This is a genomic window from Stenotrophomonas maltophilia group sp. Smal17, from assembly GCF_030237045.1.
GTDB classification, from domain to species: Bacteria; Pseudomonadota; Gammaproteobacteria; order Xanthomonadales; family Xanthomonadaceae; genus Stenotrophomonas; species Stenotrophomonas forensis.
Genome location: NZ_JASJSU010000068.1, coordinates 1 through 21,854 on the forward strand (window position 1 = coordinate 1; position 21,854 = coordinate 21,854).

The 21,854-nt window shown below is 68.7% G+C and carries 23 protein-coding genes; all 23 read right to left on the bottom strand.

Annotated elements, in window-relative coordinates:
• Nucleotides 1-595: Hpt domain-containing protein (locus tag QRO93_RS15750; RefSeq protein ID WP_285304280.1), on the bottom strand; the 595-nt coding region annotated here is incomplete at its 3' end.
• Between the two features lie 2 nt (nt 596-597).
• Entirely contained in the window at nt 598-1,203 is a 606-nt protein-coding gene (locus QRO93_RS15755; RefSeq protein WP_006442968.1) for a protein phosphatase CheZ, read from the bottom strand.
• On the bottom strand, nt 1,203-1,595 hold the full coding sequence (cheY, locus tag QRO93_RS15760; protein ID WP_006365466.1) for a chemotaxis response regulator CheY: 393 nt from the start codon (nt 1,593-1,595) through the stop codon (nt 1,203-1,205). Before cheY ends, QRO93_RS15755 begins: the two co-directional genes overlap by 1 nt.
• Nucleotides 1,596-1,652: 57 nt before the next feature.
• Nucleotides 1,653-2,396 (bottom strand): RNA polymerase sigma factor FliA, encoded by a 744-nt coding sequence (locus QRO93_RS15765; RefSeq protein WP_005413248.1) that lies wholly within the window; start codon nt 2,394-2,396, stop codon nt 1,653-1,655.
• Complete coding sequence (locus QRO93_RS15770) at nt 2,393-3,280, bottom strand: MinD/ParA family protein (protein ID WP_008267550.1); 888 nt, start codon at nt 3,278-3,280, stop codon at nt 2,393-2,395. The genes QRO93_RS15765 and QRO93_RS15770 overlap by 4 nt, the downstream gene beginning before the upstream one ends.
• On the bottom strand, nt 3,267-4,868 hold the full coding sequence (flhF, locus tag QRO93_RS15775; RefSeq protein WP_180878082.1) for a flagellar biosynthesis protein FlhF: 1,602 nt from the start codon (nt 4,866-4,868) through the stop codon (nt 3,267-3,269). The genes QRO93_RS15770 and flhF overlap by 14 nt, the downstream gene beginning before the upstream one ends.
• A gap of 145 nt (nt 4,869-5,013) precedes the next feature.
• Complete coding sequence (gene flhA, locus QRO93_RS15780; protein ID WP_180878096.1) at nt 5,014-7,074, bottom strand: flagellar biosynthesis protein FlhA; 2,061 nt, start codon at nt 7,072-7,074, stop codon at nt 5,014-5,016.
• Nucleotides 7,075-7,118: 44 nt separating this feature from the next.
• Complete coding sequence (gene flhB / locus QRO93_RS15785) at nt 7,119-8,249, bottom strand: flagellar biosynthesis protein FlhB (protein ID WP_180878081.1); 1,131 nt, start codon at nt 8,247-8,249, stop codon at nt 7,119-7,121.
• 138 nt (nt 8,250-8,387) lie between these two features.
• On the bottom strand, nt 8,388-10,520 hold the full coding sequence (locus QRO93_RS15790) for a bifunctional diguanylate cyclase/phosphodiesterase (protein WP_049456088.1): 2,133 nt from the start codon (nt 10,518-10,520) through the stop codon (nt 8,388-8,390).
• Nucleotides 10,521-10,685: 165 nt separating this feature from the next.
• Nucleotides 10,686-11,477, bottom strand: a complete 792-nt coding sequence (fliR, locus tag QRO93_RS15795) for a flagellar biosynthetic protein FliR (RefSeq protein ID WP_008267295.1) — start codon at nt 11,475-11,477, stop codon at nt 10,686-10,688.
• Between the two features lie 13 nt (nt 11,478-11,490).
• Nucleotides 11,491-11,760, bottom strand: coding sequence for a flagellar biosynthetic protein FliQ (locus QRO93_RS15800; RefSeq protein ID WP_005413254.1), 270 nt, complete (start codon nt 11,758-11,760; stop codon nt 11,491-11,493).
• A 59-nt stretch (nt 11,761-11,819) separates the two neighbouring features.
• Nucleotides 11,820-12,599 (bottom strand): flagellar type III secretion system pore protein FliP, encoded by a 780-nt coding sequence (fliP, locus tag QRO93_RS15805; protein WP_049456087.1) that lies wholly within the window; start codon nt 12,597-12,599, stop codon nt 11,820-11,822.
• Nucleotide 12,600: 1 nt separating this feature from the next.
• The gene (fliO, locus tag QRO93_RS15810; RefSeq protein ID WP_285304281.1) at nt 12,601-13,020 is read right to left on the bottom strand and encodes a flagellar biosynthetic protein FliO; all 420 of its coding nucleotides are present in this window, start codon (nt 13,018-13,020) and stop codon (nt 12,601-12,603) included.
• Complete coding sequence (gene fliN / locus QRO93_RS15815) at nt 13,017-13,352, bottom strand: flagellar motor switch protein FliN (protein WP_005409543.1); 336 nt, start codon at nt 13,350-13,352, stop codon at nt 13,017-13,019. The genes fliO and fliN overlap by 4 nt, the downstream gene beginning before the upstream one ends.
• Nucleotides 13,349-14,353 (bottom strand): flagellar motor switch protein FliM, encoded by a 1,005-nt coding sequence (fliM, locus tag QRO93_RS15820; RefSeq protein WP_008267348.1) that lies wholly within the window; start codon nt 14,351-14,353, stop codon nt 13,349-13,351. Before fliM ends, fliN begins: the two co-directional genes overlap by 4 nt.
• A gap of 10 nt (nt 14,354-14,363) precedes the next feature.
• A complete protein-coding gene (gene fliL, locus QRO93_RS15825) occupies nt 14,364-14,879 on the bottom strand; it encodes a flagellar basal body-associated protein FliL (protein WP_133934588.1) in 516 nt (171 codons plus the stop codon).
• A 128-nt stretch (nt 14,880-15,007) separates the two neighbouring features.
• Nucleotides 15,008-16,165, bottom strand: coding sequence for a flagellar hook-length control protein FliK (locus QRO93_RS15830; RefSeq protein ID WP_180878080.1), 1,158 nt, complete (start codon nt 16,163-16,165; stop codon nt 15,008-15,010).
• Nucleotides 16,165-16,632 carry a flagellar export protein FliJ gene (gene fliJ, locus QRO93_RS15835; RefSeq protein ID WP_006443420.1) on the bottom strand — a complete coding sequence of 156 codons (468 nt, stop codon included), beginning with the start codon at nt 16,630-16,632 and terminating at the stop codon, nt 16,165-16,167. Before fliJ ends, QRO93_RS15830 begins: the two co-directional genes overlap by 1 nt.
• A 3-nt stretch (nt 16,633-16,635) precedes the next feature.
• Entirely contained in the window at nt 16,636-18,033 is a 1,398-nt protein-coding gene (locus tag QRO93_RS15840) for a FliI/YscN family ATPase (protein WP_049456083.1), read from the bottom strand.
• The gene (locus QRO93_RS15845) at nt 18,030-18,671 is read right to left on the bottom strand and encodes a FliH/SctL family protein (RefSeq protein WP_049456082.1); all 642 of its coding nucleotides are present in this window, start codon (nt 18,669-18,671) and stop codon (nt 18,030-18,032) included. Before QRO93_RS15845 ends, QRO93_RS15840 begins: the two co-directional genes overlap by 4 nt.
• Entirely contained in the window at nt 18,668-19,654 is a 987-nt protein-coding gene (gene fliG / locus QRO93_RS15850) for a flagellar motor switch protein FliG (protein WP_024958226.1), read from the bottom strand. Before fliG ends, QRO93_RS15845 begins: the two co-directional genes overlap by 4 nt.
• Before the next feature lie 7 nt (nt 19,655-19,661).
• Nucleotides 19,662-21,305, bottom strand: coding sequence for a flagellar basal-body MS-ring/collar protein FliF (gene fliF, locus QRO93_RS15855; RefSeq protein WP_008266228.1), 1,644 nt, complete (start codon nt 21,303-21,305; stop codon nt 19,662-19,664).
• A gap of 13 nt (nt 21,306-21,318) precedes the next feature.
• Nucleotides 21,319-21,687 (bottom strand): flagellar hook-basal body complex protein FliE, encoded by a 369-nt coding sequence (gene fliE, locus QRO93_RS15860; protein ID WP_006443488.1) that lies wholly within the window; start codon nt 21,685-21,687, stop codon nt 21,319-21,321.
• Between the last annotated feature and the right edge of the window lie 167 nt (nt 21,688-21,854).

The window sequence follows — 21,854 nt, forward strand, 5'->3', positions numbered from 1 at the left end:
CTTTGCTGCCGGGGGCCGCACCGCCGTGCAGCTGGTCGAGCAGGGCTTCGAACTCGTCCTCGCTGATCAGGCCGTCGTCGGCTTTCTTCGCTGGCGCCACCGCAGTGGGCGCGTTGCCGCCGTGCAGCTGGTCGAGCAGGGCCTCGAATTCGTCTTCGGTGATCAGGTCGCCGCCGCCGGCAGCGGGTGCCGAGGCGGTGGGGGCCACGGTTCCGCCGCCGTGCATGTCGAATTGTGCGATCAGCTCCGGCGGGGCGTAGCCCGGTTCGGTGCCGGAAGACACTGCATCGAGCATCGACTGCAGGTAATCCAGCGATTGCTGGGCCGCGTCGAAGTGATGGGCCTGCAACACGGCCTGGCCAGCGCGCGCGATGCCGAGGGCTTCTTCGGCAGCGTGGCACAGCTCGACCATGGCGGTGACGCCGAGGAAGCCGGCGCCGCCCTTGAGCGTGTGGTAGCCGCGGAACACCGCATTGAGCTGCTCGCTGTCCTGCGGTGCCTGCTCCAGCGACACCAGCTGTTCGCCCAGCCGATCCAGGATTTCCTGGGCCTCGATGATGAAATCGGCAGTGATGTCGTCGGATACCGCGCTCATGCTTACAGCCCCAGATCCGACAACAGGTCGTCGGCGTCGTTCTGCGAGACCGCGTGGCGGTCCAGTCCCTTCAGTGCCGGCCCGGCCAGTTCCGGGTCGGTGCGATGCTGTTCCGGCGGCAGGCCGAGCGCGCCGAAGCCTTCGTGCACGCGGCGAACGATGCCGACCACGCGACGGATGATCTGCCCGGTCAGGTCCTGGTAGCTCTGGGTCAGGGCGATCTCGGTGAGGTTGTGGCGGATGCGCTCAAGCTGCGCGTCCTGGCCCGGCTGCAGGCCTTCGGCGCGTAGTTGTTCGGTCAGGCTGCGGCATTCCTCGGCCAGGTCGAGGGTGCGGTGCGTGGCCTGTTCGGTCATTGCCACCACGTGGTCCAGGCGCGCGCAGGCGTCATCCAGCTCACCGGCTTCGCTGGGTACGGTCGGCAGTTCACCCAGCGCCTGTCCCAGTTCGCGGGCCAGCCGCGAAAGGCCGCTCATCATCGGCTGCGTGCGCAGCGCGACCAGTCCGTCGATGCGCTGCCGCCAGGCGGCCTCGTCACCGGACTCCAGTGCGTCCAGGGCTTCCTGCAGGCGCAGGGCGAGGGCGTTCTTGTCGACCGTGGTGTCCATCAGGCGCTGGCCGCCAGGCGTTCGAAGATCTTGCCCAGCTTTTCTTCCAGGGTCTGCGCGGTGAACGGCTTGATGATGTAGCCGTTCACGCCGCTCTGGGCGGCTTCGATGATCTGCTCGCGCTTGGCTTCGGCGGTGACCATCAGCACCGGCAGGGTCTTCAGCTTGGCATCGGCACGGATCGCCTTGAGCAGCTCGATGCCGGTCATCACCGGCATGTTCCAGTCGGTGACCACGAAATCGAACGGCTGGCTCTGCAGCAGCGACAGCGCAGCATGCCCGTCCTCGGCTTCGGCGGTATTGGTGAAGCCCAGATCGCCCAGCAGGTTCTTGACGATTCGACGCATGGTCGAGAAGTCGTCGACGATCAGGATGCGCATGTTCTTGTTCAAAGCAGAGTTCCTTTGTTGTTCATTCCGGGCGGCCGGGGGCAGCCGCCTCGGGGATGTTCATTCTTCCAGGCCGGCGTCCGCCGCCTCGAAGATTTTCAGCCGGCCACGCAGCCGCAGCACGGCCTGGCCGTGGATCTGGCAGACCCGCGACTCGCTCACGCCGAGCACCGCGCCGATCTCCTTCAGGTTCAGTTCCTGCTCGTAATAGAGCGAGAGCACCAGCTGTTCGCGCTCGGGCAGATGGCCGATGGCCTTGCCCAGCTCGCGGCCGAACTCGCCGCGCTCCAGCACCTGCTGGGGGGTCGGGCCGCCCTGCGCTACGGTGTCCAGCTCGCCCTGGTCCTCGATGCGCGACTCCAGGCTCAGCACCTGGCCGCGTGCGGCATCTTCCATCAGCCGCAGGTACTCGGGCAGCGGCATCTCCATTGCGGCGGCCACTTCGGTGGCGCTGGCGGCACGGCCACTGCTCTGTTCGAGCCGGCGGATGGTGGCGGCGGCGTCGCGGGCGCGGCGGTGCACCGAGCGCGGCACCCAGTCGCCCCGCCGGATCTCATCGATCATCGAACCGCGGATGCGGATCGAGGCATAGGTCTCGAACGAGGCGCCCTGGTCGGCGTCGTAGCTGCGCGAGGCTTCGATCAGGCCCATCATGCCGGCCTGGATCAGGTCGTCGACTTCGACGCTGGCCGGCAGGCGCGCGGCAAGGTGGTGGGCGATGCGCCGCACCAGGTCCGAGTGCTGGGCGATCACCTCGTTGGCGGCCGAGCGCTGGACCTCCCGGTACTGGGCTGCGCCTTTCATGCCGCCACCCCACGTTGCTTGAGGATGCGTTCGAGGAAGAACTCGACGCCGCCGCGCGGTTCGGTCGGCGCCTGCCAGCGTGCGGTGCGGCGGGCGATCTCGGTGATCGCCAGCGCCGCCGGGCTGGACGGGTAGGCCTTCACCACCGGCTGCTGGCGCTGCACCGACAGGCGCAGCCAGTCATCCTGCGGCACGCAGCCCAGGTAGTTCAGCGAGACATCGGCGAGGAATTTCTCGCAGACGCGGGTCAGCTTCTCGTACAGCACGCGGCCTTCGTTGGGGTCGCGCACCATGTTGGCCACCACCTGGATGCGGTCCACGCCGCGTTCGCGCGACAGCACCTTGATCAGTGCGTAGGCGTCGGTGATCGAGGCCGGCTCGTCGCAGACCACCACCACGGTGTCCTGCGCGGCCTGGCAGAAGGTCAGCACGCCGTCGGTGATGCCGGCGGCGGTGTCCACCACCATGATGTCCAGCTCGCGTTCCAGTTCGGAGAACACGTTGACCAGGCCGACATGCTCGGCCGGGGCCAGCTCGGCCATGTGGCGGCGGCCGGACGCGGCCGGGACCACCAGCACGCCGTTCGGGCCTTCGACGATGACGTCTTCCAGCGAGCAGCGGCCGGCGACCAGGTCGGCCAGCGTGAAGGTGGGGTTCAGCCCCAGGATCACGTCGATGTTGGCCAGGCCGAGGTCGGCGTCCAGCAGCAGCGTGCGCTTGCCCATGCCGGCCAGTGCCACGGCCAGGTTGGCCGAGACGTTGGTCTTGCCCACGCCGCCCTTGCCGCCGGTGACGGCAATGGTGCGCACAGGGCCGAGCGGCTCGCTGCGGGTGGCCGACAGCGGGAAGGTCTTGGTCAGCTTGGCGTACTCACGCGACGGCATGGTTCAACTCCGGGTTGCAGGGCATATCGGCCGCTCGGCGCAAATCTTCAAGGCGAAGTACAAGATTGGCTGCGCTGGCCCGGTGCAGGTCCTCCGGAACATCCTGGCCATCGGTCACCCAGGTGATCGGCAGGGCGTGGTCGACGGCCACCGACAGGGCGTTGCCGAAGCGGCCGGTCTCGTCCAGCTTGCTCAGTACCAGCCCTTGCAGGTTGGCGGCGCCGAAGCGGCGGACCACCTCGTCCATGTCACCGAAGCTGGTGTTGGCCGGCAGCACCAGCAGGGTGCGGACCTGGCGGGCGGCGCGCAGCCACTGCAGCTGGGCGGCCAGTGCACGGTCGCGCGGGCCCAGGCCGGCGGTGTCGATCAGCACCAGCTTGTAGTCCTTCAGGCGTTCCAGCAGCTGGTCCAGGTCGGTGCCGCTGTTGGCCTCGTGCACGGCGATGCCGAGCTGGCGGCCGTAGCCGTACAACTGCTCGCGGGCGCCGATGCGGGTGGTGTCGGTGGTCACCAGGGCCACGTCGCGGGGCGCGTGCTTCTCGGCGAAGCGCGAGGCCAGCTTGGCGATGGTGGTGGTCTTGCCGGCGCCGGTCGGGCCGACCAGGGCGATCACGCCGCCTTCTTCCAGCGGGTCGACCGGAGCGATCGGCAGCTTGCGCGAGATCAGCCCCAGCATCAGGCCGCGGCCACGGTGCGCTTCGGTCTCCAGCGGGATCTGCATGGCCACGTCGCGGGCCAGGCCGGCGTCGAAGCCGTATTCGTCCATCAGGTCCAGCGCGGTGGCGCGTACCGGGCAGCCGCGCAGGCGCTCGTCGGTGAAGCGGTTCATCTCGCGCTCGATCACCTGGCGCATGCCGGCCACTTCGTGACGCAGCTGGCGGATCTCGGCATCGTCCTGGGCGACCACCGTCAGCGTCGGGGCCGGGGCCAGCACCGGGGCCGGGCTGGCTTCGTCGTTGGCGTCCACCGCTGCCGGTTCGCTGGCGGCGATGCCAGGCTGCATGTCGGCCACGGCAGCGGTCGGCAGCGGCGGTGGCTGTACGGCCGGTGCCGGGCTTTCGTGATGCGCCTCGTGCGGCGGGTCGATCAGGAAGCGGGCGCGGTTGGCCGGCGCGACGATGGCTTCGGCGAACGGGGCGAAGATCTGCTCCGGCAGCGCCGGTTCATTGACGGCGGCGCGTGCCAGCGTGGCGGCGAAGCCGGTGCTGCCGCGGGTCGGCACGATTTCGTCGGCGCTGTCCAGGGTGCGGCCGGTGGCGCCGACGGCCGCACGGGCGAGGGCAGCGACGGCCGAGGTGGTGGCGGCCACCGGTTCCGGTGCCGGGGTGTTGCTGCGGCGGCGGGTGACGGCGGCGATCACCGCATCGGCGGCGGTACGCGGCTTGGGCGCGGGCGGCGGGGCCACATCGCGGCGCGAGGCTTCCAGTGCACGCTGCACGGCGCTCTCGTCGTAGTTGGCGGCGGCGACGATCTCGATGCCTTCCTCGATCCGGCGGTTGGACAGGATCACGGCGTCAGGACCATGTTCCTTGCGCACCAGGTTCATGGCCGAGCGCATGTCGGCGGCGACGAATCGTTTGATTTTCATGCTGTGGTCACGGGACGAAGACGGCGGAGTGGCGGTCGGGGAACTCGGGTGGTCGGTGGTCTGCACGGTGCGGGTTCCCCTTGGTGTCTGTCTGTTGCGTTGGTTCGAAGGTGGTGTCTGTTTTCTGGCGCATCGAAGGGCGGCGTCAGCTGATCGTTCCGACCAGCTTCAGGCGCTTGTCTTCCGGCACCTCGCTGTAGGCCAGGACCGACAGCGACGGAACGCTGTGGCGGACCAGGCGGGCCAGCGCGGCGCGCACCGGGCCGGGTACCAGCACGACCGCGGGCTCGTTGCGGGCTTCCTGCTTGCTGACACATTCGGCCAGGCTCTGGTGCAGTCGCTCAGCGAGTCCGGGTTCCAGCGCGGCGCCGTTGCCCTGCGTGGACTCCTGCAAGACACGTTCCAATTGCGGGTTGAGGGTGAACACCGGCAGCTCCGCCGACATTCCGGCGATCTCCTGCACGATGAAGCGGCCCAGCGCAGTGCGCACCGCGGCGGTCAGCACGGCCGGGTCCTGGCTGCTGGGCGCATGCTCGACCAGCGCTTCGGCGATCTTGCGCAGCTGGCGGATCGGAATGCGTTCCACCAGCAGGTTCTGCAGCACGCGCACCACCGCCGACAGCGGCAGCGCCTTCGGCGTCAGATCTTCGACGAGCTTGGGCGCGCTCTTGGCCAGGTTGGCCAGCAGGTGCTGCACTTCCTCGTGGCCGAGCAGTTCCGGCGCGTGCTCGCGGATCAGGTGCGACAGGTGGGTGGCGACCACCGTGGCCGGATCGACCACCGTGTAGCCCAGCGTTTCGGCCTGGGCACGCTGGTGCGGCTGGATCCAGGTGGCATCCAGGCCGAACGCAGGGTCCTTGCCGGCAATGCCCTCCAGTGCGCCCAGCGCGCTGCCAGGGTCCAGCGCCAGCTCGCGGTCGGGATGGATCTCGGCGGTGGCCACCGGCACGCCATGCACCAGCACGCGGTAGCCGTTGGCCGGCAGTTCCAGGTTGTCGCGGATGTGTACCGAGGGGATCAGGAAGCCGACATCCTGGGTCAGCTTGCGGCGCACGCCCTTGATCCGCGCCATCAGCTCGCCGCCCTGGTTGGCATCCACCAGCGGAATCAGCCGGTAGCCCACTTCCAGGCCCAGCGGATCGACCGGGCGCAGCTCGTCCCAGCTCAGTTCGGCGGTCGGCGCCGGTGCGGCCGGGCGGCCCAGTGCATTGAGCGCGGCCGCGTCGCCGCCTGCGGCCGCGGCGTTGGCTGCCGGTGCCTTCTCCTTGCGGTACAGCTTCCAGGCGATGAAGCCGAGGATCGCCGCCAGCGTCAGGAAAGCGACGTTGGGCATGCCCGGCACCAGCCCGACCAGGCCGAGGATGCCGGCGGTGATCGCCAGCGCGCGGTACTGGCCGAACACCTGGCCGGTCATGGCCTGGGCCATGTCCTGCGAACGCGAGGCGCGGGTGACCAGCATCGCCACCGCACTGGACACCAGCAGCGCCGGCAGCTGCGCCACCAGGCCGTCACCGATCGACAGCAGGGTGTAGGTGGCGGCCGCCTGGCCGAACGGCATGCCGTGCTGCATCACGCCCACGGCCAGGCCGCCGAGCATGTTGATGAACAGGATCAGGATGCCGGCGATGGCGTCGCCGCGGATGAACTTGCTGGCACCGTCCATCGCGCCGTAGAAGTCGGCTTCCTCGCGGACTTCCTCGCGGCGCGCCTTGGCCTCTTCACGCGTCAGCAATCCGGCGTTGAGGTCGGCGTCGATGGCCATCTGCTTGCCGGGCATCGCGTCCAGGATGAAGCGCGCGGTCACTTCCGAGACGCGGCCGGCGCCCTTGGTGATGACCACGAAGTTGATGATGGTCAGGATCGCGAACACCACGATGCCGACCGCGTAGTTGCCGCCGATCACGAACTCGCCGAACGCGGCAATGACCTTGCCCGCGGCGTCATGGCCGTTCTGGCCGTTGAGCAGGATCACGCGGGTGGAGGCCACGTTCAGCGCCAGCCGCAGCATGGTGGTGATCAGCAGCACGATCGGGAAGATGGTGAAGTCCAGCGGGCGCTTCACGTAGACCACCGCCAGCAGCACCATCAGCGAGATGGCGATGTTGAAGGTGAACAGTGCATCGAGCACCGGCGCGGCCAGCGGCACCACGACCATGGCCAGCAGGGCCAGCACGATCAGCGGCGCGCCAAGTCCCTGGCGGATCATTTCCAGGGCGCGGCGGGTGTTGAAGCCGGAGGAGGGCTGGGCGCTCACGGGCGGCCTCCCTTGCCGAATTCATCCACCTGGATGTGCGGGGCGTCCGGCATCGGCCCAGTGCGCCAGGAGCGCAGCTGGTAGACGTAGGACAGGACCTGGGCGACGGCCGAATACAGTCTCACGGGGATTTCCTTTCCGAGTTGGCCTTCCCGATACAAGGCGCGTGCCAAAGGCGGGGCAGAGACAATCGCGACCTTGTTGCCGTCGGCCACTTCACGGATGCGCAGGGCGGTCTCGTCCACGCCCAGGGCGACCACGGTGGGGGCGTTCATGGCGCCGCCTTCGTACTTCAGGGCCACCGCGTAGTGGGTCGGGTTGACCACTACCACGTCGGCGGTGGGGACCGCTTCCATCATCCGGCGGTTGGCCATCTGCTGCTGCAGCTGGCGGATGCGCCCCTTCACTTCCGGGCTGCCCTCGCTTTCCTTCATTTCCCGGCGCAGCTCTTCACGGGTCATCTTCAGCTTGCGCATCCAGTTCCAGCGCTGGTACGGGGCATCGATGGCGGCCAGTACCAGCATCGCGCCGGCGGTGGCCAGCAGCAGCCGCAGGGTGAAGCCCAGGCCGTCGGTGATGGCAGTCTCCAACGGGTGGTGGATCAGCCCGCGCAGGGTGTCGAAGTCGGTCCACACCACCAGCCCGGCGGCCACGCCGACAAAGGCCACGCGCAGCAGCGATTTGGTGAACTCGGCGATGGCCTCCGGGCCATACAGGCGCTTGAGCCCGCTCATCGGGTTCAGCCGGTTGATGTCGGGCAGCAATGCCTTCTGCGACCAGCGCAGGCCGCCCATCACCAGCGGCGCGACGAAGCTGGCCAGCAGGCAGACCAGCACCAGCGGCGCGATCACCAGCAGGAACTGCAGCAGCAGGTCGCCGAAGTGGCCGAACAGTTCCTTCGGGTTCTGCCGCAGGCTCTGTTCCGGGCTGAGCGCATGCTTCATCCAGGCGGTCGCGCCGCGGCCGATCGAGCCGCTCATGGCCATCACCGCCAGCACGCCGGCGCCGAACACGGCGGCCGTGCCGAGTTCGCGCGAGCGCGGCAGGTTGCCCTGTTCACGGGCGTCGCGCAGGCGTTTTTCGGTGGGTTGTTCGGTCTTTTCGCCGGCGGATTCGTTCTCGGACATCACGGGCACTGCGGCAGGGGATGCCGGGGTGCGTGCAAGAACTGTTCCGTGACGGGTTCAGGTGCCAACCAGGATGGGCACCTGCCAGGGCAGGTGCGGGCAGCACCAGGCCGTACCCCGCAGGCGTGCAGCCCGGAGTTACCCGGGTGGATGCTGGGTCGGCGGGCTCTGCGCCAGTTCCACCCGTGGCCGGGGCAGGTCGTGCAGCTGCATGAAGCGGGCGGCATCGACCGGGCGACCGAGCAGGTAGCCCTGCAGGTAGTCGCAGCCCAATCGTTCCAGGTAGGCGCGCTGGGCAGCGGTCTCCACCCCTTCGGCCACGATGTCCATGTCCAGTGCGTGGCCCAGCGCCACGATCGCCGAGACGATCACCACGTCCTCAGCGCTGTGCTCCAGGTCGCGCACGAAGGCGTGGTCGATCTTGATCTCGGTGGCCGGCAGCCGCTTCAGGTACAGCAGGCTGGAATAGCCGGTGCCGAAGTCGTCGATGGAAATGCCGACGCCGAGCGCCGACAGCGCCTGCAGCAGGCGCAGGCTGGTGTCGGTATCGCGCATCACCGTGCTTTCGGTGATCTCCAGCACCAGATGGCGTGGCGCGATGGCGTGGCGTTCGATCACCGTGCGCACGTCCTGCAGCAGATGCGGCGAACTGAACTGTACCGGCGACAGGTTCACCGACATCGACCAGCCTTCGTGGCCGGCGTCGTGCCAGCGCCGCAGCTGCTGGCAGGCCTGGTCCAGCGCCCAGCGACCGATGTCGTTGATCGCGCCGCTGCGTTCGGCCAGGCGGATGAAGCGATCCGGCGGAATCAGGCCATGCTCGGGATGGCGCCAGCGGATCAGCGCCTCGGCGCCGGCCACCTTCTGCGTGGCCACGCGGATCTTCGGCTGGTAGTTCAGGAACAGCTGATCGCTGCCGATCGCCCGGCGCAGGTCGGCCAGCAGGCGGAACTGCTGCTCGGCGCTGTCGTTCATCCAGTCGGCGAACAGCACGAAGGCGTTGCGCCCGGATTCCTTGGCCTGGTACATCGCTGCATCGGCGAAGGCCATCAGCTGGCGCTCGCTGGCGGCGTGGTCGGGGCAGATCGCCACGCCGATGCTGGCGGTCACCTGCAGTTCGTTGTCGGGCAGCAGCGGGCCGCTGCCCACCGCCTGCAGGATGCGACGGGCCAGGGTCGGCAGGTCCTCGTCGTGCTCGATGCGCACCACCAGCACGAATTCATCGCCGCCCAGCCGTGCCAGCATGTCGTGCGGCCGCAACAGCTGGCGCGTTCGCTCCGCCACCGCCACCAGCAGGGCATCACCGGCCTGGTGGCCATAGGCATCGTTGACCTGCTTGAACCCGTCCAGGTCCATGAACATCACCGCGAAGCGGTTGCCGCCCTGTTCCGCCTCGGCCAGCGCCTGCACGATGCGCCGTTGCAGCAGCAGGCGGTTGGGCAGGCGGGTCAGGGGGTCGTGCAGCGCGGCCTGGGTCAGTTCCTGCTGGGCGTCGGTCAGCGAGGTGCTCAGCAGTGAATTGCGCAGGCGCAGCAGCTGCGCTTCCACGCGCTGATCCAGCCACGACACCACCAGCACGACGGCCAGGATGGCCACGGTCAGCACCACCACCAGCATCGCCAACCATTCGCTCTGCAGCCCGTCGCCCACCGCCGCGCCGCAGACGCTGCCTTCCGGGAAGCGTGCGGCGGCCATGCCGGTGTAGTGCATGCCGACGATGGCCAGCCCGAGCAGGCCGGCCGCGGCCAGCCGATCACCCACCCGCGTGCGCTGCGCGCGCAGGCGGAATGCCACGTACAGCGCGGTCCACGAGGCGGCGACCGCCACCATCAGCGAGAACAGCAGCCAACCGGGGTCGTATTCGATGCCCGGGCGCATGCGCATGGCGGCCATGCCAACGTAATGCATGCCAGCAATGCCGGTGCCCATCAGCAGCGCACCACCGGCCAGCCGCGGGTGCGGCAGGGTGCGCAGCGAGACCAGCCACAGCGCGAACACCGACGAGGCGATGGCCAATGCGAGCGAAAGCAGGGTGATCGGCAGGTCGTAGCCGAGTGGGATGGGCAGGTTGAAGGCCAGCATGCCGATGAAGTGCATCGACCAGATGCCCAGGCCCATGGCGAAGCCGCCGCCGAGCCGCCACCACCAGGCAGCGCCCTTGCCGGGTGCGGTGACCGTGCGCCCGGCCATCGCCAGCGCGGTGTACGAGGCCATCACGGCAACCAGCAACGAGATCGCTACCAGCCACGGGTTGTACGTGCCTACCAGCATTCGTCAGTCTCCCGGACCTGCCTGTCGACGGAAACCACGGTGGGGCATGCATGAGGCGGGCTGGCGCGGAGCGCCGGCCGATCGTGGCGTCCCCCCTGGACGCCACGCATTCACTCTAACGCGCAGACCCGGGGGAAGGGCAAGCGGCAAAACGTGATGATCGGGTCAGCGTGTGACCGCGTCCGCAGCCTGGAAGGCGGCGTCGAACAGGCGCTGTACCGGCGGGCCCATTTCCCCGGCCAGCAGGGCCAGCAGGAACAGGCCCAGCAGCAGCGAGACCGGCAGGCCGAGCTGGATCGGGTTCAGCGCCGGCGCGGCGCGGGCCAGCACGCCGAAGGCCAGGTTCACCGCCAGCATTGCCACTGTCAGCGGAATCGCCAGGGTCAGCGCGCCACGCAGCACGGTCAGCAGGAAGGTCGGGGCGATGCTGAAGAACGCGTGCGGGTCCGGCAGCGGAGCGCCGATCGGCAGCGCCCGGTAGCTGTCCACCACCAGCGAGATCAAGGCCAGGTGGCCGTTGGCAGTGAAGAACAGCAGGCCGAACAGCAGGTAGAACCACTGGCCGATCACGCCCGAGGTGCCGCCGCGCAATGGGTCGCTCATCTGCGCGAAGGCCAGGCCGGTGCCCTGGGCGATCAGTTCGCCGGCCATCGCGCCGGCCTCGAACACCAGCCGCAGCAGGAAGCCGATGGCCACGCCGATCGCCAGTTCACGGGCGATGGTCAGCACGGTGGCGGCATCGAAGCCGGTCCACTCGGGTACGGGCGGCAACAGTGGCGCCAGCGCGATGGCCAGGGTGCCGGCCAGCACCACGCGGACCCGCGCCGGTACTGCGCGGGTTCCAACCATCGGCATCGCCATGGCCACCGCACCGATGCGCAGCATGGTCCACAGCACGGTGCCGATCATGCCGAAGGCCTGCAGGCCGTCGGCGGCCATCTGGGTAGCGGCATCCATCGAGTTGCGCGTCCTAGCCGATCAGGTGCGGAATGCGCTGGAACAGCAGCGTGGTGAATTCAACCAGGTGGCCGATCAGCAGGCTGCCCAGTGCGAACAGCACGGCTGTCAGTGCCGCCGCCTTGGCGACGAAGGCGATGGTCGGTTCGTTCAACTGGGTCGCGGCCTGCACGACACCGACCACCACGCCCACCACCAGCACGGTGAGCAGCAACGGGCCGGCCACCCACAACACGGTGATCAGGCCGCCACGCAGTTCGGTCAAGGCAAGTTCGGGAGACATTCGGGTTCCATCTGCTTATGTAGAGTCGAGCCATGCTCGACTGCGCTTTACGAGGGATATCAGGCCGGATTGAAGCTGGCCGCCAAGGTGCCCACGGTCAGCACCCAGCCATCCACCAGCACGAACAGCAGGATCTTGAACGGGGCCGACACCAGCATCGGCGACAGCATCATCATGCCCATCGACATCAGCACGCTGGCCACGACCAGGTCGATGATCACGAACGGGATGAAGATCAGGAAGCCGATCTCGAAGGCGGTCTTCAGCTCGCTGGTGACGAACGAGGCAACCAGCACCGGGAACGGGATCGCGTCGGGGCTGGCATAGGTACCGTGCCCGGCGATGCCGGCGAAGGTCATCAGGTCGGTCTCGCGGATCTGCGCCAGCATGAAGCCACGCAGCGGCGTGGTGGTCAGCGTCCACGCGGTCTGGAAGTCGATCTCGCCGTTGAGGTACGGCGCCATGCCGGCACTCCAGGCCTTGTCCCAGGTCGGCATCATCACCATCGCGGTGAGGAACAGGGCCAGCCCCAGCAGCACCTGGTTGGACGGCGTCTGCCCGGTGCCCAGTGCCTGGCGCAGCAGGCCCAGCACGATGATGATGCGGGTGAACGAGGTCAGTACCAGCAGCATCGATGGGATCAGGGTGATCGCCGTCATCAGCAGCAGGGTCTGCAGCGGCAGGCTGACCGGCGCACCGCCGATCTTGCCGACGTTGATGTCCGGCAGCGGCGTGGTCGGCGCGCCGGGCGCGGCGAACGCCAGTGCCGGCAACAGGCACAGGGCAAGCAACAGCAGCCACGGCATCAGGGTGGCAACACGGGTACGGGTGACACGCATGTCAGGGGTCCTTGCGCAGCCGCTGCTGCAGCAGCTGGGCGAAATTCGGCAGGTTCTTGAAATCCGGCACGCGCACCGGTGCCGGCGGCGGCAGCGGTTCGGGCAGGGTGTGCAGGGTATTGATGCCACCGGCGGTCACGCCCAGCAGCAGCTGCTGGCCGTTGACCTCCACCACCACCACGCGTTCCTTGGCACCGACGCTCAGGCTGGCCACCAGCTTCATGCCTTCGGCCGGGCGGAAGCCGCTGCCGGGCAGGCGCTTGAGCAGCCAGCCCAGGCCGATGACCAGGGCCAGCACCGCCAGCAGCGCCAGCACCGCACCGAACAGGCTCGGTGCGGCGGCCGCGTGCTGGCCGACCTGCGGGCCAATCGGCGCGGGGGTCTTGCCGACCGCCAGCAGGGTGGAGGCCAGCAGGCTCAACGCAGTCTCCGGATCCGCTCGCTCGGGCTGACCACGTCGGTCAGGCGCACGCCGAAGCGGTCATTGATCACCACCACTTCGCCGTGGGCGATCAGGGTGCCGTTGACGAACACATCCAGCGATTCGCCGGCGCCGCGTTCCAGTTCCACCACCGAGCCCTGGTTGAGCTGCAGCAGGTTGCGGATCGGCAGGCGGGCGCGACCGACTTCCAGCGACAGGGTCACCGGCACGTCGAGGATCACGTCCAGGTTCAGGTCGGGACCGTTCGCCTCATCGGCCTGCAGGCTGCTGAACTGGGCCGGGGTCGGTTCGAGGGCGTCGATATCGTTCATTGCGGGTCTTCCTGGATGACGGGTACGCGCGGACGGGTGCCCGGCGGATGGGTAGCGGTGATCTTCACGGCGTTCATGCCGTTGGCGATGCCGAACTCGCCGGTGAACACCGGGATGTTCTCCACGCACAGCGGCACCTGCGGATTCAGCTCGATCGGCAGCACATCACCAACCTTCAGCCGGGTCAGGTCGCGCAGGGTCATGCGCTTGCTGGCCAGCACGCTGGACAGCGTCACCTCGGCGATGTTGAGCTGCTCGCGCAGGGTCTGGCCCCAGCTCTCGTCGCGGTCGTTGCGGTCGCTCTGGATGCCCGCGTCGAGCAGTTCGCGGATCGGCTCCAGCATCGAGTACGGCAGGGTGACGTGGATGTCGCCGCCGCCGCCGTCCAGTTCCACGTGCAGGCGGCACACCACCACGTATTCGCGCGGGGTCACGATGTTGGCGAAGTGCGGGTTGATCTCCGAATTGATGTACTCGAAGTCGACGTCCATCACCGGTGCCCAGGCCTCGCGCAGGTCGGCGAAGGTCTGCTTCAGCAGCAGGTGGATCACCCGCATTTCGGTGGCGGTGAACTCGCGGCCCTCGATGCGCGTCGGGTAGCGCCCGTCGCCGCCGAAGAAGTTGTCGACGATGGCGAACACCAGGGTCGGCTCGAACACGATCAGGCCGGTACCGCGCAGCGGCTTGAAGCGGATCAGGTTCAGGTTGGTCGGCACATACAGCGAGTGCATGTAGTCGTTGAACTTGATCAGCTCGATGCCGCGCACCGATAGCTCGGCTGAGCGGCGGATCAGGTTGAACAGGCCGATCCGCCACAGGCGCGCGAAGCGCTCGTGGACCATTTCCAGGGTCGGCATGCGACCGCGGATGATGCGGTCCTGGCTGGCGAAGTCGTACGAACGCGCCTCGCCTGACGGCGGTTCCGGATCGGTCTCGACCGCGCCACTGTCCACGCCGTGGAGCAGGGCATCGATCTCGTCCTGGGACAGCAGGTCATTCATCGGTGGGCCCTTACTGGGTCACGAAGCTGGTGAACAGCAGATCATCGGCGCCGTTGCTGCCGGTCTCGGCCTTGAGCACCTTCTGCACTTCGGCGAGCGAGGCGGCCTGCAGCTTCTGCTTGCCGGCGATATCGGCGATCTGGTCGGGGCTGACCTGCGAGAACAGCATCAGCAGGCGCGCCCGGATGGCCGGGGCGTGGGTCTTGATCGCCTCCAGCGCGGCCGGGTCGCGGGTCATCAGCTGCACTTCCAGCTGCAGGTAGCGCGGGCCGTCGACCGGGCCGTTGAGGTTGACCACGAAGGCCGGGTCCAGCGCGAAGTACTGGGCGGGGGCGGGCGTGGCGGTCTTCTTCGGCGCCTGCGCGGCCTTCTCTTCGTGCTTGGACTGGGTGAAGAACCAGACGCCACCACCGGCGGCTGCGGCGGCCAGTACGGCCACCAGTGCGGTGATCAGGATCGGACTACGCGGCTTGGCGGTCTTGTCCTTCTCGGCGGTCTTCTTGGTTTTTTCAGCGGCTGCGGCCACGGGGTGAAGCTCCTGAGGGTTGCTTCACCGGGATATGCAAGGGGCGTGCCGAAGGGCGGGTGGAGGGGTGCGACGGAATTCCGTCGGATACCTGTGTCGGTGGGTGCCAACCTTGGTTGGCACGCCTGTCAGGCGTAGGCGTCCAGCAACCCGCGCTGGCGGATCAACTGGGCGGGGGAGACGCTGGCGTCGCCCGGCGTCGGTTCTCCGTCACCGGCCAGCCCGCCGCCACTGGATGGTCCCGACGCATTGCCGTCACCACCGGGGGCCTGGTGGCCGACATCGGCGTGGGCCAGCTGGAAGCCCTGCTCGCCGAGCAGCTCGCGCAGGCGCGGCAGGCTGTTTTCCAGGGCCTGGCGCACGTCCACATGCGGGCTGCTGAAGCTGGCATGCACCTTGTCGCCATTCAACTGCAGGCGCACATCGACCGGGCCCATGTCATCCGGGCTCAGCCGGATGTGGGCGTGGCCGATCTTCTGGTCAGCCAGCCAGCCCAGCCGCGCCCCGATGGCCTGGTCGAAGCCATCATCACCGAGCACCGGCTTCGGCGTCGGCTCGCCGTTGAAGATCGCGTTGCCAGCAGCGAGCGCGGCCTTCAGGTCCTGCACCGCGGCGTTGGCCGGGGCGTGCAGCAGGGGCGCCGCGGTGCGCTCGCCGATCAGGGGCGCGTCGCCGTCTTCGCTACGCTCGCTGCGTTTCCCGGGCAGCAGCATCTCAGGCAGTGGCAGCGTGGTCGCCTGCTCGGTGCCGGACGCGGCGTTGGCCTTGCCCTCGGTGGCGGCGGCAGCCGGCGTGGTAGCGGCCGGCACAACCGCAGCGGCCGATTGTGCAGCTGTGGCAGGCAGGGCAACGCCGTCAGTGTCGGTGGCCGGCACAACCGCAGCGGCGGGCAGGGCAGCGGCAGGATCGGCGGGAAGCGGTACCGCCAGCACCAGCCCGGCCAGGCCCAGCGGCGGCCAGGGCGCCTCCTCGGTTGCAGCCGGTGCGTCCTTCTCGGCAAGGGGCTTGGCCGGTACTGCAGGCACCACGGCCGCGGTGTCCTCGGGTGCGGCGGCGGTGTCCGGGTTGCGCTCGCTGCCGGCCTGATCCCTGCTGTCCGACGCTGGACCCTGCGGGGTGGTGGGTGTCGGCGTGCTCGACGCCCGGGCGGGCGCATCGGCAGCCGGCGCGCCTCCGTGCAGCAGCTGGCTGAATTCCTTGTTGCTGTCGCTGCGCGGGGTACGCGCGGCACCATTGCCGGAGCCCTGCGGCTGGGCGCTGGCGCTGCCGCTGAGTGGAGCGGGCATCACGCGCGGCCTCCCTGCTCGGCACCGTCCTGGTCTTCGGCCTGCACCAGCCGCGCCCGGCGCGCGCCGATGTCATCCATTTCGCGCTGGTCGCGGCGGTCGGTCACCACTTTCTCCTGCGCGCGGTAGCTGGCGGCCAGCTGCTCCAGTACGGCCTTGTCGCGGCTGGCCAGGATCAGTCGTGCCCGCTCGGCTTCCACTTTCTCGCGGTTGCCGTCGACGGTGCGCTGCTGCTGCTCCACCGCGCTGTCGAGGCGGTCGAGGAAGGCGCGACGGTTGAGCAGTTGCGCCGGGCTGGTCGCCGCCATCTGGGCGTTGGCGTACTCCTCGGCATAACGGCGCAGTTCGTCCAGTCGCGATAGATGGGTATCGAGCACGCGCTGGCGTTCGGCGAGATCGCGGGCCACCGCGTCCTCGTGTTCCTGGGCCCGCTTGAGCAGGGGATCGATGCGCTTGGACTGGTTCATGGCTTAGCTCTCTTGTTCCACCAGGCGCTGCAGCGCCGCCTGGCTGTGCGGGAGATCTGCGGCCTTGGCAACGTCCTGGCCGAGGAACTCCATGATTTCCGGCCAACGTTCCAGGGCTTCGTCGGTCGCGGCGTCGTTGCCGCGCTGATAGGCACCGATGGCGATCAGGTCGCGGTTGGCCGAGTAGGCCGACACCAGCCGCTTCAGCTTGCGGATGCGCAGGCGCCACGGCTCGTCGGCGATTTCCGTGACCACGCGGCTGACCGACGATTCGACGTCGATGGCCGGGTACAGGCCACTGTCGGCGACGCGGCGCGACAGCAGGATGTGGCCGTCGAGGATCGCGCGCGCCGCATCGGCGATCGGATCCTGCGGATCGTCGCCCTCGGTCAGCACCGTGTAGAACGCGGTGATCGAGCCGCGGCCCTTGGCACCGTTGCCCGCGCGTTCGACCAGTGCCGGCAGCTTGGCGAACACCGACGGCGGGTAGCCGCGGGTGGTTGGTGGTTCGCCCACCGACAGGCCGATCTCGCGCTGCGCCTGCGCGAAGCGGGTCAGCGAGTCCATCAGCAGCAGCACGTTCAAGCCCTGGTCGCGGAACCACTCGGCGATGGCGGTGGCGCGGTAGGCGCCGTGCAGGCGTGCCAGCGGCGGCCGATCGGCGGGGCTGGCGACCACCACCGCGCGGCGCAGGCCTTCCTCGCCCAGCGTGGTCTCGACGAAATCGCGCACTTCGCGGCCGCGCTCGCCGATCAGGCCAACCACGATCACGTCGGCGGCGGTGTAGCGGGTCATCATGCCCAGCAGCGTCGACTTGCCGACGCCGGAGCCAGCGAACAGGCCGACACGCTGGCCGCGGCCAATCGGCAGCAGCGCATTGATCGCGCGCACGCCGACGTCCAACGGCTGGGTGATCGGTTCGCGCGCCAGCGGATTGATCGACACGCCGGCCATGCCGACATGCCCTTCGGCGCGGATCGGGCCCTTGCCGTCCAGCGGTACGCCGTCGCTGTCGATCACGCGGCCGAGCAGGCCTTCGCCCACTTCCACGCCGCCACGGCGCGCCGAGGGCACCACCCGCGCGTTGGGCAGCAGGCCGTGCAGTTCGGCACTGGGCATCAGGTAGGTACGTTCGCCGGCAAAGCCGACCACTTCGGCATCGACCCAGCCGCCATCGACCACTTCGACCTTGCAGCTGGCGCCCAGTGGCGCCTCGCAGCCGACCGCTTCCAGGGTCAGCCCGACCGCGCGGCGCAGCACGCCCTCGCGGATCAGCCCGCGTCCATGCGCGGTGTCCACGCGCAGGCCGTCGAGACGGCTGGCCAGGCGCAGGTTGCGGGCCACGGCCCAATCGGCCGGCTGCGCCGCCGGTTGTGGCGCGGCTTGCGATTCCGGGCTCATGCGGTTGCTCCGGTCTGGCGAATTACCGCATCCAGCGCACCGCGCAGGCGCGCTTCCAGGGTGCCGTCGATGCGCACGGCTTCGGCGTGCACGCGCAGGTCGCCACGACTGAGGCTGGTATCCGGTACCAGGCGCTGCTGCGGCGACAGGTTCAACAGCGGGGCGAGGGCGGCGATGTCGTCCGGGTGCAGGCGGACTTCCACCTCGCGGGTGCTTCCACCCACGGCATCGATCGCTTCACCGACCAGCTGCGCGAGCAGCGCCGGCTCGGCCTCGTAGGCACGACCGACCAGCGCACCGGCGATACGCACCGCCAGCTCGCCCAGCGCGCCGACCACTTCGTTTTCCAGCCGCACCAACGGCCGGCTGAAGTTGTCGAGGATGCCTTCGATCTGCGCGGCGAGGCGACGCACCTCGGCCTGGCCCTGGCCATAGCCTTCGGTATGGCCGTGCTGGAAGCCTTCCTTCTCGGCGCTGTCCTGGATCGCCTGGATTTCCTCCAGGGTCGGCAGCTGCAGCGGCGGCTCCGGCTCGTGCTCCGGGTCCGGCTCGGTAAGTTCGAACACATCCTCCTGGGCCCGGGCCGGTTCGGGCTGGGCCAGCAGATCCGGGGCAAGCCAGCGCACGACGTTGCTCACAGCATGGCCTCCGCGCTGCCACCGATGGTGACGGTGCCTTCATCGGCCATGCGCTTGACGATGGCCAGGATCTCGCGCTGCGCGCCTTCCACGTCGGACAGGCGCACCGGGCCACGGGCCTCCATGTCTTCCAGCAGGATTTCCGCCGCGCGCTGCGACATGTTGCGGGTGATCTTGTCGCGCACCTTGATGTCGGCACCGCGCAGAGCCAGACCCAGGCGCTCGCCGCTCACTTCGCGCAGCACCAGCTGCATTTCGCGATCGTCCAGGTCGACCAGATCGTCGAACACGAACATCAGGTCCTGGATGCGGTTGCTCAGCGGCGCGTCGATACGGGCGATCTCGCCCAGGATCGCCTGGTCCTGGCCGCTGTCCATGAAGTTCAGGATGTTGGCCGCGCACTGCACGCCGCCGATGTTGGACGACTTCAGGTTCTGGTTGCCGGCGAACTGGCGCTCCATGATCTCGTTGAGTTCATTCAGCGCGTTCGGCGGAATACCGTCGAGGGTGGCAATGCGCAGCAGCACGTCCACGCGGGTACGGTCGGGCAGCAGCTTCAGCGCATCGGCGGCCTGGTCGGTTTCCAGGTGGGCCATCACGATGGCGATGATCTGCGGGTGCTCGTTGCGCACCAGGTCGGCCACCGCACGCGGGTCCATCCACTTCAGCGCATCCAGGCCGGTGGTGTTGCGGCCGAGCAGGATGCGGTCGATCAGGTTGCCGGCCTTTTCGCTGCCCAGCGCCTGCACCAGCATGTTGCGGATGTAGTCGTCCGAGCCCACGCCCAGCGAGGTCTTCGAGCCCAGCTCCTGGCCGAACTGGTCCATCACCCGTTCCACCTGCTCGCGGGTGATATCGGTCATGGTGGCCATGGCGATGCCGATCTTCTGCACTTCCTTGGGTTCCATGTGGCGCAGCACCTCGGCCGCGTCCAGCTCACCCAGGGACAGCAGCAGTACCGCCGCGCGCTGCACACCGGTCAGTTGTGCCTCAGTCATTGGCCACCCAGCCCTTGACCACCTGGGCCACGCGCTTGGAGTCGGTCTTCACGGCTTCACGCGCCATCCGCAGTCGTTCCTCATATGAATCCACCGGCAGGGCCAGTGCATCCGGCCCGCCCAGGCTGGCGCGGTCGGCGCCCAGCGCCGGCAGCGGCATGCCATCGTCATCCACCAGCTGCACGTCCGCGGTATGCGGCTCCAGTGCCTGCTCGTCGTTCTTCTTCTGGCCGGTGATCGCGCGCAGCGCCGGGCGCAGCACGCCGAACAGCAGGGCCAGCACCACCACCGCACCCAGCAGCATGCGGCCGGCATCGTGCACCCACGGCAGTTCCCACCAGGCCGGGCCTTCGACCGGCGTGGTGTCACGCACGAACGGGGCGTTCATCACCGACACGGTGTCGCCACGCTCGGCGTTGAAACCGACCGCCTGCTTGACCAGCGCTTCGACGCGGGTCAGTTCGGCGGCCGACAGCGGCTGCGGCGCAACCTTGCCGTTGGCACCGGCGCGCGGCACGTTGTCCACCAGCACCGCCACCGAGACGCGCTTGATGCGGCCGGCCGGCTGGCGGGTGTGCTGCAGGGTGCGGTCCAGCTCGTAGTTGCGGGTCGCGTTCTTGCTGCTTTCGGTCGGCGCCTGCGCGGTGGCCGGTGCGGCCTGCTGGCCCGGCGGGCTGTTGCTGGTCGCACCCGGCACGCCCTGCGGGCCCGGCGTGGTGGTGCTGTTCTCGCTCATCTGCTCGCTGCGCAGCTTCTGCGGCTCACCGTTGTAAAGCTCACGGGCTTCCTCGGTCACCGAGAAATCCATGTCCACGCTCACTTCCGGGTTGACCCGGCCCGGGCCGGTCATCGGCTCCAGCAGTTCGCGGATGCGCTGGTTGAACGAGGTTTCCTGGCGGCGCACCTGCTCGAACTGGGCGGCGTTGACCGCAGCCTCGCTGTTCGGATCGCTGACGCTGAGCATGCGCCCGCTCTGGTCGACCACGGTCACCCGTTCCGGCGCAAGGTCCGGGATGCTGGCCGCCACCATGTGCACGATGGCGTCGACCTGGCTGCGTTCCAGCTGCTGGCCGCCGCGCAGTTCCAGCGTCACCGAGGCGCTGGCCACGTCACGCTGGCGGGTAAAGGCGCTGGGCTTGGGAATGGCCAGGTGCACGCGTGAATCGCGCACCGGCCGCAGCGTGTTGATGGTGCGCGACAGTTCGGTTTCCAGCGCGTGCTGGTAGCGCGCGCTTTCCACGAACTGGCTGACGCCGAAGCCGGGGTCGCGTTCCATCAGCTCGAAGCCGAGCTTGCCGCTGTCGGTCAGGCCCGATCCGGCCAGCTTCAGGCGGGCGTCGTGCAGGTTCTTTTCCGGCACGGTGATGCCACCGGTGGCCGGGTCGAGCGCGAACGGAATCTGCGCGGCGCGCAGCAGGTCGGTCGCTTCAGCGGTCGCCTTCTGGTCCAGGCCGGTATACAGCGGGACCATGCCCGGCTTCTGCGACCAGAAGAACACGGACAGGCCTGCCGCCACCGCCACCGCGATCATCGCCATCAGGCCCAGCCGACGGGTGATCTGCAGACTCTGCAGGCGGTCGAACCATTGCCCGGCCTTCTCGGCGTTCAGGCTGTCCTTGGAGAGCGTCAGTGCCATGCGTCAACGTTCCTTACAGCGGCATGTTCATCACGTCCTGGTAAGCCTGGACGAGACGGTTGCGGACTTCCACGGTGGCGCGGAAGGCGATCTGGGACTGCTGCGAGGCGACCATCACCTTGGCCAGGTCGGCACTGGGGTCACCCATTTCGAAGGCCTTGGCCAGGGCGCCGGACTTCTGTTGCGCATCGTTGACGCCGGCAATCGCTCCGCGCAGGGTTTCGGTGAAGCTGGCGGGCTGGACCTGCGGCGCATCCAGCACCGTGCCCGGCAGGGCATTGCTACGCGGCGCTTCGGCCAGCGGGTTGAGCGCCGCGGACTGTCCCACCTGGGTCTGGTAGGAGCGGATCTGGGAGAGGATCGAAGTGACGGAGTGGGACATCTGCAACGGTTCCAGAAACAGGGATGGGGTTGTCTGCTGGAGCTTGTGCAAGTGCCGTGCCGAAACCGGTTTTCGATTCAGTGTCGTGAGGGTGTGGGTGTGCTGGCAGGGCTGCGCCCTGCACCCGCGGTAGTGGCGGCCGCTGGCCGCCAACCTCAACGTCAAAA